Raw genomic sequence first — 15831 nt, forward strand, 5'->3', positions numbered from 1 at the left:
ACTGATAAATCAATATAATTACAACCCTTTATAACTTCTTTTGTATTTGACAGGGATTGCCAAATGCCAACACATTGTCTGGAATATCTTTATTTACGACACTACCCGCACCAATGGTTACATTATTACCAATGGTAACCCCAGGAAAAATGACCGAATTGCCACCAATCCAAACATTGTCACCAATCTTTACCGGCTTGCTTGAAGTTAAATAACTAGAACCATTTTCCGTGGTAATTATTCGTTCCGATGCTTTTAGCGGGTGGCTCGCGGTGTATATCTGTACATAAGGAGCTATTAATCCATTCTTACCTATAATTATACTATTGTTATCCAAGAAGATACAATTGGTATTTACAAACGTATTTTCACCAATATGAATGTTCTCTCCATAATCGCAAAAAAAAGGTGTTTCTATCCAAACGCCTTTATCCACACCTCCTAATAATTCTTCTAAAATACGCGCTCTTTCTTGCAATAAAGTGGAATCTAACGTATTGTACTGCTGTAATAACCTTCTGGCTTTATGATACATATTCAACAATTCTACGTCTCTGGAATCGTAAAATTCGCCTGCAAGCATTTTTTGTTTTTCTGTCATAAAAAAGTTAGTGTGATATGTTTATCGTTCGTCTTCTTTTAAAACGGCCCCATTCTTTTCATTAAACTATTAAGTTTTTAATAACTAATTCCAAAATCTGCCTGTTGCTTTCTGCGTTTGGTGGCCACCCAACCAAAAGTGAAGTTTAGCAGTGGCCCATGACCATTTAAAACACCATCGCCACGGTAATAACCATACCCCCCTTCTATATTGTAAGTAAATCCTTTTTTATTGGTACGTTGTATGCCGTAAACCCCACCATAAAATGCCACTGCAAAGTCTTTATCCGGTGCCATATTTTGAGACAATTGTAGTTTTCCCCAGAAGATAGAACGGGCTGGAGCCAAATAGTTGGCCGAATTACCTGTTACATTTTTATTGGCATCCAAACGTTTTTGAATATTATGGTAGTATCTAATACGGGTATGCCATGCGTAACCAAAAGTGTATCCTTCTTGATATGTTGCCAGGCCAGGTGAAAAACTGATAGATGCGGTTACATTACGTAGTAAACCAATTTCATATCTAAATCCAGGTCCTAAAAGGTTAAAGGTTACTTGGTGTTTTTCTAAATGTAATAACCCAGTACCTTTTTCACTTAGGCGATACTGTGCTTGTATGGTTGGCAATGCCGAAAGGCAGAGTACTAGCCAAAAAATACGTTTCATGATGGTTGTTTAGGGCATAAGATAATTTTCTTATACCCTATTTCAGTCGGCTTTAGCTAATTTTTAGGATTTTACGGGCAACTTTATCTTCTTGATTTACCAAGTACAAAACCCAGTTTTAGGGCCGTAGCTATGGCAAAACCACCATCGTATTCTGAAAAGAGATATGCAGGCCCCACTTCAAACCGAAACTGCAAACCTTTCTTACCCGTACGCTGTAATCCGTAAACTGCACCTGCCAACGCAAAATAATCCTCGTAAAAATCCAAGTCGCCAATAAATGCCTTTCCGCCTTGTACCGCCAACAATGGCGCTATATAATTCCCAGAATTACCGGCAATATTCTTGCCTTTAGACAACCGTCTATCAAAATTTAAGTAGTTGCGGTACTGCAAACGACCAATAGGGTAAATACCAAAACCACTTTCTGAAAATGAAGATTCCACATACTGAAAGCCAATCGTTCCTTCTAGAGCCATTGTAGATCTGTCTCCTACCGCTGCCTCATAAATTACTCCGGGCAACAGCAGATTAAGTGTTATTTGCGATTCTTCTACCTGTCTGTTCTGTGCCATAACAGGCATAATTAGCCCTAGGGCCATTAGTGTGGTGTAAATGATTTTCATGATGGATTGTTTAAACATTTAAGCTATCAAATAATGAGCCAAAAAAGTATCTTTGTCAAAATACTACATTATGAATCTTTCTTTAATACCGCAACTAAAACATGCCCAAAGCGATAACTTTTTTTTACTATCTGGCCCTTGTGCCATCGAGGGCGAAGACATGGCCATGCGTATTGCGGAGCATATTGTTACGGTAACGGACAAGCTTAAGATACCTTACGTATTTAAAGGAAGTTTTAAAAAAGCCAACCGTAGCAGAGTAGATTCTTTTACAGGGATTGGCGATGAAAAAGCACTTAAAATCCTTAGAAAAGTATCCGAAACATTTGAAGTACCTACTATAACGGATATACATGAAATCTCGGATGCGGCCATGGCTGCAGCATATGTAGATGTACTACAGATTCCCGCTTTTTTGGTAAGACAAACAGATTTGGTTGTTGCTGCCGCCGAAACCGGCAAAGTTGTAAACTTAAAAAAGGGGCAGTTTATGAGCCCAGAAAGCATGCAACACGCCGTAAATAAAGTTAGGGAAAGTAACAATGACCAAGTTTGGATTACAGATCGTGGTACCATGTTCGGTTATCAAGATATGATCGTAGATTTTAGGGGCGTACCCACTATGAAGCAATATGCTCCGGTGGTCTTAGATGTAACCCACTCTTTACAGCAACCCAACCAAGCTTCTGGCGTTACTGGTGGTAGGCCGGCATTAATTGGCACCATGGCAAGAGCAGGTATTGCTGCAGGCGTGGATGGCATCTTTATGGAAACACACTTTGACCCAAAAAATGCAAAAAGTGATGGCGCAAATATGCTAGATTTAAGTCTTTTAGAGAAAGTCCTTACCGATTTAACCGCTATCAGAACCACCGTTAACTCACTGTAAATCAACACTTAAAAACCAATAGAAAACTACAACTAAAATTCTTATTTTTATTTATTCTAAATAAATTTTGAATAAATAGCCTTCTCATGTACATTTGTATTGTTTTTATTTAGACTAATAACAAATAACAATCCAATAACATGAAACATTATATACTTTTCTGCCTTTGCCTTTTAGGGTTTGGGTTAAGCGCGCAAGAAACTAAAGTGAGTGGAAACCTAATAGATACCGATGGTTCGCCTATTGCTTGGGTTTCCGTAGTAGAAGAAAACTCCACCAACGGAACCAACTCTCATGAAGATGGTTCTTTTACCCTAACAGTTTCACAAAATACCCCTACTACACTAATCTTCTCAGCGGTTGGTTTCCAAACCGTCATAAAAAAAATCAACCCAAAAGTTGCCAACCTACAATTGGGCAGTATACTACTGGCACAAAATCAGGAACAATTGGCAGAGGTGGTTGTAGAAGGGCATCATAACAAATATGTACAACGCACCCCTTCCTCCTCTTTAAGGCTACAAACAGAAGTGGCTAAACTGCCGCAAAACATCCAAATAATTGGCGGAGAATTGCTTAAAGACCAACAAGTAACCAATATCATGGAAGGGCTTAGCCGTAATGTGAGTGGTGTTACGCTGCTAGAACACTGGGGTAATTTTGCCCGGGTAAACATGCGTGGTTTTCGTTTACCTGCTTTTAGAAACGGATTTAACGTACAAGATACTTGGGGTCCTTTATCTGAGGACATGGCTTTTGTAGACCAGGTAGAATTTGTTAAAGGTCCGGCTGGATTTATGATGGCCGCTGGAGAACCAGGTGGATTTTATAATGTGGTTACTAAAAAACCAACAGAACAATCTATTGCCAGTGTTAATATTATGGCTGGAAGTTATGATTTTTACAGAGGTAGTTTTGATTTTGGTGGTAAACTTACTACCAACGGCAAGCTTTTGTATCGCCTAAATGCCATGTACCAAAGTAGTGACACCCATAGGGGTAACGAAACTACAACCCGTTACGGTGTTGCACCTGCCCTAACGTACAACATTAGTGATAAAACCGCCGTAACGGCAGAATTAAATGTACAGCAGGCAGAAAGCCTACTAGGTACTGCCTATGTATTTGCACCAGTAGCAGATGGTTACGGAAGTTTAGACCGTGATTTTAAATTTGTAGATACTAATTATCCCGCAACAGATATCCAAGAAGTTACCTTGTTCACCAACATAAAACATGAGTTTAATGAAAATTGGGCCTTGGAAGGTAAGTTTGGATACTTGCGTTATGATCAAGAAGGTACCTCTACCTGGTTATTGTCTTTAGACGATGCCACCGGAGATGCCATACGTTATAATAGCATTTGGGACGCGCTATCTATTGGTAAATTTGCACAAGCCTACTTAAATGGAACGGTTTATACGGGTGGAGTTACCCATAAGATATTGGTCGGATTTGATTTTACCGAACGTGAATATTGGGCAGATTTTAATCAATTTGGCGTAGTAGACGTAGCGCAACCTTTCAACATATACAATCCAGAGTATGGCAATAGCGTTTTACCCGATTTTAACCGTTCTGTAGCTGTAAAATTTAGACCCAATGTGTACAACTACGGTTTTACCAATCGCTCGTTTTATTTTCAGGATGAAATTGGTTTTATACAAGATAAAATTCGTTTAACCTTAGCCGGTAGGTACACTAATTTAGCCACTATTGGGATTACTGAAAATGAAGACATCTTTACACCTAGAGCTGGTTTGAGTATAGACATTTTACCCAGTTTAACCCTTTACGGATTGTATGACCAAGCTTTTACACCCAATGCAGGTGTAAGTGCTACTGGCGAACAATTTGACCCCGTTAAAGGAAATGATATTGAAGGGGGTCTTAAAAAACGTTTTTTTGACGGAAAACTAACCACGTCTTTAGGCGCTTACGTTATTACCAAAGAAAACGTACTTACTGCAGACCCGGATAACCCTAATTTTTCTATTCAATTAGGTGAGATACAATCTAAAGGTATAGAATTTGACCTACAGGGAGAGGTTACTCCAGAACTTAATGTAGTTCTTAACTATGCCAACACCAATGTTGAAATAACCGAAGACAGCAATCCAGAAAATATTGGTAATCGTGTGGCAGGCCACGCCAAACACATGACCAATGGTTGGTTAAATTATAACTTTGCTAATGATTCTAAATTTAAAGGCTTCGGTGCTTCTTTAGGATACCAATACCAAATAGACCGCTCTACCTGGCAATGGGGTGCAGATAACGAATCTGTATTGCCAGATTACTTTAGGTTAGACGGTGCACTTTCTTGGCAGAACAACCACTTTAGAGTGCAATTAAACATTAATAATTTATTAGATGAATACCTCTACTCTGGCTCTGCCTACAGTTCTTATCTGTACTGGCAGTCAGAACCAGGTATAAACGGTAGACTTTCCGTTACCTACAATTTTTAACCTTCTTGTTTAGTTTGAGTCAGTTTTTTTTTACTGGTCCCCGGGAAACTGGGGACCTCTTTTAAACACTTTACTTATGAAAAAATACATAACAACATTAGTTTTAGCCTTGAGCTGCTTTACCTCTTTTGCCCATTATTTGTGGGTAGATACAGCACCAAAAGGGAACATAGGAAAAACCCATGAGGTAAAAGTGCACTTTGGTGAATATACCTACGGTGTTATTGAAAAAGTAGCTGGAGAAGCCTTTCCTGCGGTTGCTAATTTTTCACTTTGGTTAATACATCCAGACGGTACTAAAACTGTTTTAGAAACCCAAGCCAAAGACAATCATTATTTGGCCCAATTTAGCCCAACCACCAATGGTGTATATACCATCGCCCTAAATAATAATGAAATTGATGTTATAGACTACACCCAGTACGATTTCGGGATATTTAAAACACATTATCACAGTACCGCAAAGGTTCAGATTGGTTCCGCCAACAGTGATACCAAGACGATAAATCCAGAAGGCATTACCATTAAGCAACTAGCTAACACCAACGATATAGTTACCTTACAAGTGCTGTATAAAAATGCCCCTTTAACAAACCATGAGGTTAAAATATATGTGGCAGACCTATGGTCTAAAACCTTAGAAACAAACGCAAAAGGAAATGTAGAATTTACAATGCCGTGGAACACCAAGTTTATTATCGAGACCACCAAAAACGAGGAGGTTCCCGGCATTTATAAAAATGAGAAGTACGAGTTTATTTGGCATTGCGCCACCTATTGCATTAATAACTAGCTATGATTACACTATGTATTTTATTGCTTCTAGTTGGCTTTTCTTTGTGCTATAGTACCTCCAAGAAAATGCAACCGGCTCCAATTCTAGGTTTTGAGCCTATGTTAGGTCCTAACCCTGTTATAAAAACAGGATTAGGACTTACCTTTCTTGGACTGGCATTGGGCTGCACCTTAATTAATTTTGGACTCACCACTGGTATTTTTGTCTATTTGGTTTTTCTAATGACGGTTGCTAGTCTTGTAATTTTATTGGCCCCATTAAAACTGCTTAGTCCATTAGTTGTTGTACCAATATTATTTGTCCTTGCCGTCTTAGAAAATTATGTGTTCTGATGCCAGCCAATCCTAAATACTTAAATCCAAATATAGGGTCGCGAATCGCAAAAATTAGCGCAGCTATTTTGGGCGGACTCCTAGTAACCGTTTCGCTGCATATGGCATTAGCTGCTTGGTTAGACCGCGCTCTAGTAATTATCACTAGCACCTATTCTGCTTTTATACTTTGGGTGCTATTAATGATGATTGCTTTTATGGCTAAAAACGGCTTAAAAATCTGGGGCATATATCTTTTAGTTAGTGTATTGTGCTCTGCCTTAATGTATTTTGCTCCAAACCCTTAGACCCATTATGAAAAGACGCATTTACAATATTCTTTTCCATACACATACTATTAGCGGCATTATTATAAGCGTAGCCCTGTATGTTATTTTTTTTGCTGGCTCTCTTTCTTTCTTTAGGGACGAAATTGCCAATTGGGAACAAAATAGCCATACGCAGTTTACGGACCATTTACCCGCAGATATCGATGCTTACCTTAAAACGATTTCTGAAACCCATCCCTTACAAGGAAGAGAGGTAGAATTTACACACTACTACAATGAGCCTTCCTTTACCGTGAATATTAGCGCCAGTGCAGACAGTCTTGCCCTAAAAGAACTACAACAACCTAGCTTTTTCTATTTAAATACAAATGATTACACAACCAGTACGTATCTAGACAATTATGGTTTGGGAGAGTTCCTTTATCGTTTACACTTTCTAGACCAAATTCCTTACCCCTATGGCCGTTATTTATCTGGATTTGTGGCACTGTTTTTTCTTTTTGCCTTGTTTACCGGCATTTGGATTCATTGGGATAAAGTTGTAAGCAACTTTTACACGTTTAGACCTTTGGCAAAACTTAAAACGGTTTGGACAGATGCACATACCGCATTAGGACTTATTGGTTTTCCGTTTCAATTTGTTTATGCTTTGACCGGCGCTTTTTTCTTATTGAAGGGTATTTTAATGCTTCCGCTAGTTTATGGGTTGTATGGTGGCGACCAAAACAAACTATATGAAGATTTGGAATACACACATCCCCATTTTGATTATACCTATACCCCACTAAATTATTCCCCAAAAATAAATCCGCTAATAGAAAAAACGCTCGCAGATTGGCCAGATTTTCAATTGACGGAAGTCCATATTTTTAATCATGGAGATGCCAATATGCATGTATCCTTAAGCGGCAACACAACGTACAGCAAAAAGTTTAGTGGTTACGGTTATAGAATTTACAAGGTGGCAGACCAGTCTATTACCCACCAGAAAGTTCCTAAAACCAATAACACCTATCTAGATGGTGCCAAAACCATTCTTTACAGATTACATTTGGGAGACTATGGTGGACTGGCACTACGTTTTATCTCCTTTATTCTAGGGTTAATTTCTTGCGTGGTAATTATCTCTGGTATCCTAATTTGGCTGGTAGCACGAAACAAAAAAAACATACCAGAGAAAAGACGCCGATTTAACCATTGGGTTGCCAATAGCTATATGGCCATTTGTTTAAGCATGTTACCGGTAACAGCGCTAACTTTTATTGTTACCAAAATTTACGGGGTAGAGCGTTCGCTCATTTTTAAAACCTACTTTATTAGTTGGTTGTTCTTGAGTTTGTTTTTCACGTTTAAGAGAAACATCAACTTTACCAATAAATGGTGTTTAGTAACTGGTGGTATACTTAGTTTAGTTGTCCCTTTTACCAATTGGCTTAGCACTGGCAATTGGCCTTGGATAAGCATTGCAAACCAATATACGGAGATACTGTTTATAGATTTACTCTTTTTAGGAATTGGCTTGATTGCCAGTTGGGTAGGCGTTTTTAAAATAAAATTTCAATCTAAAATTATTAACACGTAAAGGATTACAAAAAAAACTTGCTTTATTGTGGTTTGCAAATCATTCACAATCAATTATTTGCAAATCACTCGAATAAATAACCGTTTCACAACATTTGTTTTAGACTAGGTTCAAATACTATCAATTTTATAGTATCAACCTAAACTATTATAATGACCAAATTTAGAATTTGTGTAATCCATTGCATAGATTATTTAAGAAGAACGGCCACTTTTAGTTACCTTATTCTAGCCTTTGTTTTTAGCATACAACAACTAAGTGCCCAGACTACATTTACTGAAAGTGCAGCCAGTTACAATTTAAATATTGGTCAAAGTAAAGATGGAGGACATGCTTGGGCAGATTTTGATTTGGATGGCGACCAAGATGTTTTGGTTTTGGTAAATAGCACCTCGCAAAAGGCACGTTTAATGCGTAACAATGGAGATGGAACCTTTACCAACGTACAAACTACTCTTGCTCCAGGAATCTTAAATGCCCGTGCAGAACGCCAAGCAGCATGGGGAGACTTAAATAATGATGGCCGTCCAGATTTTATGATAACCTCTAGCGGTAATTCTGGAGGCAATCCATCACCACCTGCATTGCAAATTTTTCTACAAAATTTAGACGGCACCTTTGGAGATGCCCTTGGCGGTACTAACCCAATAACCGTAGGTAGAAACGGACATACAATTACTATTAACCCAATGAATGCGGAGGGCGCGGGATTTTTTGATTTTGAGGGCGATGGAGATTTAGACATCTTTTTTGATAGCCACAATTACGGTATAGAAATTCTACGTAATAATTATATAGACCATACCAACAGTACCGTAACCAACCCAACCGCGGCTTTATTATTTAGCCATATAACTACAGGGAACGGAAATGGCGTGGTAAATTTTGGGTTAAACCAATTTGCCACCGATGGAGATTATGGAACGGCCGCAGATGCCAATGATGATGGTTGGGTGGATATTTTTATGCGTAAAAGGGATGAGAACGACTTCTTTTTAAATCAAGGTGGAATATTTACCAATGGGTCTGATTTGGCACAAGCTGCCAATGGCAACAAAGGTGGTAATGGGCTATGGGATTTGGATAACGATGGCGATTTAGATGCTGTTTGGACAGAAAACGGATTAACCCAAATTTATAGAAATGATGGCTCCGGTATATGGACTGCCTTAGGAACTGGTGTTTTTCCTGGCTTACCGCAGCCCAATAACAGCAACAACGGCAATTCTTCTAACAGAATAGATGCCTTGGCAGGTGGCGATATAGATAATGACGGCGATATAGACATTTTACTGGTGGGGCAAAGCAGAAGTTATCTTTATATAAACCAATTAAATAGTCCAACCCCGGCCCCTGGGGTTATTGGTAGTGGTAGTCCCATGAATTTTAGTCTAGATCCAGAAACATTTAACACCAATGATGGTGAGGGAACCACTATGGTTGATGTTGATGATGATGGAGATTTAGATATTTATATGAACATCAATGGCTCTGGCAACCAACTATGGATAAACAACCTAGCAGCGGCAAACCGAAATAACCATTTGATGGTAAACGTTATAGAAGACCGTGCTTCCAATGGAGACACCGGCGGATTTGCTGGAAGAATTGCCTTAGGAACCAACGTGCTAATCCGAGATTGTAGTGGAAATATCGTTAGTGGGCTAAGACAAGTAAATGGAGTTTATGGTCATGGTACCCAACAACCAGAAACCGTTCATTTTGGATTGCCTCTTGGAGAAAACGAAACCTACATTATAGAAGTTCGCTATCCTAATTTTAATGACCCAGAAGAAGGGATTACTAGATTGATCGCTACAGGGGTGGCGCAGCCTTCTACCATTGCTGGCACCAATCATTATAATCTAACAACAACAAACGCAGAAACCATACAAAATTTAAATGCGCCAGAGGCAGAAGATGACTTGGTTACCATACCCTATGGTAATAGTGTGTCTATACAAATAAACCTTTTTACCAATGATTCTGAACCAGATGGGGAAAATTTCTTTATAGAAAGTATAACCCAACCAACGGTTGGTTCCGTTACCATAGATGATGCCAACAATGGCTTGGTTACCTACACATATAATAACGCAGCTCCATTTCCTGGCTCTACTTCTTTTACCTATACTATTGTTGATGACACCTACAATATATGTGCAGCGCAGGGAAAATCAGACACGGCAACGGTAACGGTTTACGAACCCTGTTCTGACCCTACGGGAGTGGATACCGATGGAGATGGCATTAACGATATTTGTGATTATGACGATGATAATGATGGTATTTCAGATTTTGACGAACAACAATGTTCTACCACAAATCCTGGGGTATTGGGAGTACCCACTACAGTTTTAGGTGGTACCGCGGTAGATGAGATTTATACAGATTACAATGGCTATTGGTATTCCTCAACTGCATCCATAAACTCAATAGAACCTAATTTAAGCCATAATTTGTTGGCTTTTGGTTCTGGTGGAAACCTTTACAGCACAGGCGTTGTTAACACCAATATGCTAGACACAGATAGTAATGGAAGGTATGATGCCGTAGATACCAATGGCGATGGCAGTGGTAATATAAATATTACGGAAATGGAGTGGCGTGCCTTTAGGCCCAATAGCAACATTACCAATAAAGTAGCATTAGAATCCGCCTTAAATGATGGTACCTTAGGTAGTGCACTAGGCTCTACCGTAATAGCCAACCTGGCAACCGATCCGTTAAATCCATTACTCACCAATGGGCCAAGGGGTTTGGATTTAGGAACGGGTATAGCTAACGTATTTGATTCATGGTTCTTTAATATTTCTACTATTGATATAGCGGCCGTTAACGATGGATTACCAGATATTTTGATTACTCAAGTAGCACAAATTAGCTCTACCGTTGATCATAATATTGCTTTCTTTGATGCTGCCGGTAATCCCGTAGGAAACCAAGTTAGGGTTACCTCATTAGGTGGTGGGGAACTTTCTAGCGTAATAGGTGCTCAGCGTTACGATGTCTATCAAACCAATGGTAGTTCATGGCAGGTAAACGTGACAAAAAACATTAGAATGGCCACATTAGAATTATCGGAATTTGGCTTGGATGCTAGTAATATTGGCAATGTAGCACTAATGCGCCTTACCTTGAACAATAGCGCAGACACAGCATTTTTAGCTTATAATATGGACTCTTTTGGAGAATTCTGTACAGATTTGGATACAGATGGCGATGGCATTGTAGACCGCCTAGATCTAGACAGTGATAATGATGGAATTTATGATGTTGTAGAAGCTGGCCATAATCTAACACATACCAATGGCAGGTTAACTGGTGCCGTAGGAGCAGATGGTATTATAGATGCATTACAGACCAACCCTAACAACCAAACCACAACTTATATAGTAGCAGATACCAATGGAGACGGTATACCTGATTTTAAAAACTTAGATAGCGATGGGGATGGCTGTACAGACGTGAATGAAGCTGGTATTACAGATAACAACGATGATGGCTACTTAGGTGATATTCCCCTAACCGTTTCTTTAGACGGTGTGGTTACATCTGGTGCGGATGGTTATACCACACCCGTTGATGCAGATGGTAACGGAATATATGACTATACCGAAGTTGGCGCGGCTCCTACAATTACCGATCAACCCACCAATACTACAATTTGCCCTGGTTGCTCTGGAACCATAACGGCTAATTTTGCCAATGCAGATGGCTATCAATGGCAACTATTTAATGGCAGCACTTGGGAAAATTTGGTTAACGGGGGCCTTTACGGAGGCACCACTACGCAGACACTTACTATAACCAACCCAACAAGTGCAGAGCATGGCAATACGTATAGAATTGTTGGTAGTAGCACAACTTTTGTCTGTAGAAATGCTATCTCTAACCCTGTTGTATTAAGCGTGCGTATTAATACAGTTATTACGAATAGACGTATAACTTATAGGGTTGATCCAAAATAGAAAAGTTGAATAATTATTTTTTATAGAATCCGTTTCCCCTTAAAGAATATGCCTCTTCTAAGACCTCTTGCAAAACATGGTTATCTATAGCTTCTAGAGAAGAATACCGTAGCGATTTTACCACTTTCCGATTCTCGCAATTCATTTTATCTAGATGTTTGGTCAAATGTGCAGAGTTCCAAAACGCGATATCCACATATTGTTTTTTGTGGGAAGCATTTAAATAACATATTGGGTTCTTACCTACATAAAAACAAGGAATGTTCCACTTGTACTTAATTTCTACATCTGGTACTATGCTCTGGATGGTCATTTGTAAGTGAAGTAATATGCTGCGATACGGTTCTGGTTGATTAAGTATGTAGGCCTCGGCTGGATTCATTTTAAAATCACTTTTTAAAAATCTTTTTAGTTCCTTGAATTACCAACACCACTACCAATCCAATGAATAAGCCTAACAAGAACTCCTTTAACATAGTTGGCAAAGCAGGAAATAAATGATGAAAAAACGCAATATTATGATTAAAAATACCACCAGAAACCAATAAAAGCGCCAATGTTCCCACAACCGATAAGGCTTTAATTATCACCGGAAGAGCATTGACCAGTAACGTACCAACTTTATCAGAAAAACTGTTTTCTTCTTCGTTCAAATTAATTAAACGAACGCCATAATCGTCCATACGTACAATAAGCGCAACTATACCGTAAACCCCAACAGTTGCCAGTAATGCAACAACGGAAACGGTTGCAATCTGTATGGTCAACGTTTCATTTACAACCGTGCTTAAAGCAATGATTACTATCTCTACAGAAAGGATAAAATCCGTAATTATGGCATCCTTAATTTTCTTTTTTTCTAATTGCGGTAAATCTTGTTCTGCTACCGCTGTTGGTTTCTGTGCATGTTCTTTCTGATCTTTATGAAAAAAATATTCATAAATCTTTTCTGCGCCTTCATAGGCCAAATAAATACCGCCCAAGACTAGTATTACGGTTATTGCTAAGGGAAAATAGGCACTCAATAAAAAAGCTATGGGTAGAATTATAAGTTTATTTAAAAAGGAACCTTTGGTTATGGCCCACAATACCGGTATTTCCCTGCTAGATAAAAAGCCGGTTGCCTTTTCTGCATTAACGGCCAAATCATCTCCTAGAATACCTGCTGTTTTTTTAGTTGCTATTTTACTCATGGTTGCTACGTCATCCATTAAGGCAGAGATATCATCTAAAACAGCAAAAAAACCAGAAGCCATATACTTAATTTAAGATTAGTGATTTACTAAGTTGCGCCGCAAAATAAATAAATCCTGCCTAGAAGCTGGTCTTAAAAACAAAAAAATAGAACGCTTATAGACCTTTTAAAGACATTAAAGTGGCCACCCAAATAATTAAAGACGATAAAAAGATACCTATTGTATTGGCCATAAATGCCTTTGTTTTTTCCATATTAAACAGGTAGGCCGCTATACTGCCTGCATAAACACCTGTTCCTGGAAGCGGAATCATAACAAATAGGATAACACCTAAAAATCCGTACTGCTTAATTTTATTTCCAGACCCCTTTTTGGCTCTTTGCCCAACAAAAACAGCAGATTTCTTATAAAAACGCCATTTAACCAAGTGCCTGTTTACGTACTCCAAAAAAAACATCATTAGCGGAAAAACCAAAACATTAGCGGCAAAACAAACTACAAATACCAAATAGGGGTTAATTCCTTGATACATACCGTATGGAATACCCACCTTTGCCTCTCCAAACGGAGAAATGCTCCAAAGTGCCGCTATGAGTAATTCTTTAAGCAATTTTTATGGTTTAGAGCCTGCAAAACTAGTAAGGATTTTAAGTTAAGCTCCTTAAAATATTATTAATTCTATTTTTTATCGTTTAAGTGAACTCTAATGAAGTTTACCCGTAAGTATAGTTTTAATATAAATAGTAGCGCAAACTATTTTCTTGCGTTAATAGAAGATAAAAAGGTTGCTTTTTAAAGTTATCAGAACGAACCAAAAAAATAGCGTTCTAGGTTTAAAAATAGGTCTTAAAACCCTTAGAAATTTTTGTAGTAAATACCTCCGGGGTTTCTTGGGCTATAGCTACCTTACCGGTAGCCAAGTAGACATCAAATACAAAGCAAGAAAAATCCACACAGCATTCCTCTTCCAATTCTTTTAAAAGAAACTGAACCAACTTTGGCCTTAATTGATATTCTAACCGAAGCTTGTGTTGGTCAAAATTAACGGTAGAATTAGAGGGGGCAATCCAATTGAATTTCATTTGTTAATTTATTGTTAAAACAAAACTAACTAAAAAATTGAAATGCCCTCTATATTTTAGCCCAAGCGTTACGCTTTACCGTCTACATAATCTTGTAAGTATTCATATTTGGCGGTAAGTTTTCCATTTTGAGTCATTCTAGCCCTTTCTAGGATTCCATCTTTATCGCCATTAAAAAAGGCGGGGATAACATGTGCCACGAATGCTTCTCCAAAACCTCCACTAGCATCTCTTGGTAGTTCTGCCGGCAAATTATCTACTGCCATTACCGCTATAGCATCTTGTTGTAAAAAATCTACTTCGGATTCTGTTTTGGGATCATAACCATAAACAGGGTCTGCAATAGTAGATGGTTTAATGGTACATGCTACAGGACCATCTATATCACAGCTGATGTCTGCAACAACTTTTATTTTAAAATCAGGTTGTTTGGCATCTTCTCTTGTAAATAAGTACGGTGCCCCGTCCCCATAAAAATGCCCTGCAATAAATACATCTGACACCTTTGCAAAACGAAAGAAATTAGATTCGTATCCAGATGGGTCATTAAAAAACGCTTGTTTATCTCCTTCAGAACCGTCTTTTGTTTTATTATAATCTAACACATCTATTTGGCAATACACGGCCTCTTGGTATACATTATTTAAATAGTCTGTTACGCTAACCTCTTTAATGCCCATACCGTCTAACATTTCTTTGGCCCCATTACCTACTCTGCCCATACCGGTAAGCACAATTTTAATGACTGGCAATGTTATTTTTTTGAGTTCTGCGATTAAAGCCGCTTGGTCTTTTAAGTGTTCTGCTTTGGGCAAGGTAAAAGATTGTTGTTTTAAACCAAAGGTCCTTATCCCATTATACGCACCTACAATACCAGCGTACCTACCAAAGGCCACTAGGCGTTGGCCTTGGGTATTGGTAATTACTTCATGATCATACAACTCTATATTCTTATCTAATATGGCCCTAAGCAAATCTCTATTGTAAGGTTGCTTTTTTATGGTATGCGAAAAGAAAAAGTATTTTTTATTGGGTAGCAATGCATTTATTGGCACTTCTTTTACACCTAAAAGTACATCACAACTTTCCATAGCATCTTGTACCGGCACTCCTGCATCTAAATATTCTTGGTCTGTAAATACCCGAATAGATGACGGCTCTACAACAAGTTTAGCTTCTGGATGTGTTTCCATGACGGTTTGGCATTGTGCTGGCGGCAATACTACGCGCTTGTCTGGTGGATTTTTACGTTCTTGTATGATTCCGAATTTCATTGCAGTTGTGGTATAATTTTTGCCTAAATTACCTAGATTGCCAAGGTTGTACAAACTTTTTAATTGTTTGGTGA

The 15831-nt window shown here is 38.5% G+C and carries 15 protein-coding genes; 7 read left to right on the forward strand and 8 right to left on the reverse strand.

The window, feature by feature from the left end; all coding sequences use genetic code 11:
* Window positions 1-28 precede the first annotated feature (28 nt).
* From BUL40_RS12035 to BUL40_RS12045, 3 genes are all read right to left on the reverse strand, one after another.
* Complete coding sequence (locus BUL40_RS12035) at window positions 29-601, reverse strand: sugar O-acetyltransferase (protein WP_010519305.1); 573 nt, start codon at window positions 599-601, stop codon at window positions 29-31.
* Between the two features lie 77 nt (window positions 602-678).
* Entirely contained in the window at window positions 679-1269 is a 591-nt protein-coding gene (locus BUL40_RS12040; protein WP_080319466.1) for a hypothetical protein, read from the reverse strand.
* A gap of 83 nt (window positions 1270-1352) precedes the next feature.
* Window positions 1353-1895, reverse strand: coding sequence for a hypothetical protein (locus BUL40_RS12045; RefSeq protein ID WP_010519303.1), 543 nt, complete (start codon window positions 1893-1895; stop codon window positions 1353-1355).
* A gap of 70 nt (window positions 1896-1965) precedes the next feature.
* Between BUL40_RS12045 and kdsA the strand changes: the two genes are divergently transcribed.
* From kdsA to BUL40_RS12080, 7 genes are all read left to right on the forward strand, one after another.
* Window positions 1966-2784, forward strand: coding sequence for a 3-deoxy-8-phosphooctulonate synthase (gene kdsA / locus BUL40_RS12050; RefSeq protein ID WP_080319467.1), 819 nt, complete (start codon window positions 1966-1968; stop codon window positions 2782-2784).
* Between the two features lie 140 nt (window positions 2785-2924).
* On the forward strand, window positions 2925-5255 hold the full coding sequence (locus BUL40_RS12055; protein ID WP_080319468.1) for a TonB-dependent siderophore receptor: 2331 nt from the start codon (window positions 2925-2927) through the stop codon (window positions 5253-5255).
* A gap of 76 nt (window positions 5256-5331) precedes the next feature.
* Window positions 5332-6048, forward strand: a complete 717-nt coding sequence (locus BUL40_RS12060) for a DUF4198 domain-containing protein (protein ID WP_080319469.1) — start codon at window positions 5332-5334, stop codon at window positions 6046-6048.
* A 2-nt stretch (window positions 6049-6050) separates the two neighbouring features.
* Entirely contained in the window at window positions 6051-6383 is a 333-nt protein-coding gene (locus BUL40_RS12065; RefSeq protein WP_080319470.1) for a hypothetical protein, read from the forward strand.
* The gene (locus tag BUL40_RS12070; RefSeq protein ID WP_080319471.1) at window positions 6383-6670 is read left to right on the forward strand and encodes a hypothetical protein; all 288 of its coding nucleotides are present in this window, start codon (window positions 6383-6385) and stop codon (window positions 6668-6670) included. Before BUL40_RS12065 ends, BUL40_RS12070 begins: the two co-directional genes overlap by 1 nt.
* Before the next feature lie 7 nt (window positions 6671-6677).
* A complete protein-coding gene (locus BUL40_RS12075) occupies window positions 6678-8234 on the forward strand; it encodes a PepSY-associated TM helix domain-containing protein (RefSeq protein WP_080319472.1) in 1557 nt (518 codons plus the stop codon).
* A 152-nt stretch (window positions 8235-8386) separates the two neighbouring features.
* The gene (locus BUL40_RS12080) at window positions 8387-12205 is read left to right on the forward strand and encodes an FG-GAP-like repeat-containing protein (RefSeq protein WP_080319473.1); all 3819 of its coding nucleotides are present in this window, start codon (window positions 8387-8389) and stop codon (window positions 12203-12205) included.
* A 13-nt stretch (window positions 12206-12218) separates the two neighbouring features.
* Here the strand turns inward: BUL40_RS12080 and BUL40_RS12085 are convergent, their stop codons facing one another.
* The 5 genes from BUL40_RS12085 to BUL40_RS12105 all read right to left on the reverse strand — a co-directional run bounded on the left by BUL40_RS12085 (window position 12219) and on the right by BUL40_RS12105 (window position 15757).
* Window positions 12219-12587: a DUF1801 domain-containing protein gene (locus BUL40_RS12085; RefSeq protein ID WP_010519295.1), complete on the reverse strand. Its 369-nt coding sequence runs from the start codon at window positions 12585-12587 to the stop codon at window positions 12219-12221.
* 7 nt (window positions 12588-12594) lie between these two features.
* Window positions 12595-13461: a DUF808 domain-containing protein gene (locus tag BUL40_RS12090; protein ID WP_080319474.1), complete on the reverse strand. Its 867-nt coding sequence runs from the start codon at window positions 13459-13461 to the stop codon at window positions 12595-12597.
* Window positions 13462-13555: 94 nt separating this feature from the next.
* Complete coding sequence (locus BUL40_RS12095) at window positions 13556-14011, reverse strand: COG2426 family protein (RefSeq protein WP_080319475.1); 456 nt, start codon at window positions 14009-14011, stop codon at window positions 13556-13558.
* A gap of 223 nt (window positions 14012-14234) precedes the next feature.
* A complete protein-coding gene (locus BUL40_RS12100) occupies window positions 14235-14483 on the reverse strand; it encodes a hypothetical protein (protein ID WP_080319476.1) in 249 nt (82 codons plus the stop codon).
* 68 nt (window positions 14484-14551) lie between these two features.
* The gene (locus tag BUL40_RS12105; protein ID WP_080319477.1) at window positions 14552-15757 is read right to left on the reverse strand and encodes an NAD(P)-dependent oxidoreductase; all 1206 of its coding nucleotides are present in this window, start codon (window positions 15755-15757) and stop codon (window positions 14552-14554) included.
* Between the last annotated feature and the right edge of the window lie 74 nt (window positions 15758-15831).

The organism is Croceivirga radicis, assembly GCF_002072105.2.
Taxonomy (GTDB): Bacteria; Bacteroidota; Bacteroidia; order Flavobacteriales; family Flavobacteriaceae; genus Croceivirga; species Croceivirga radicis.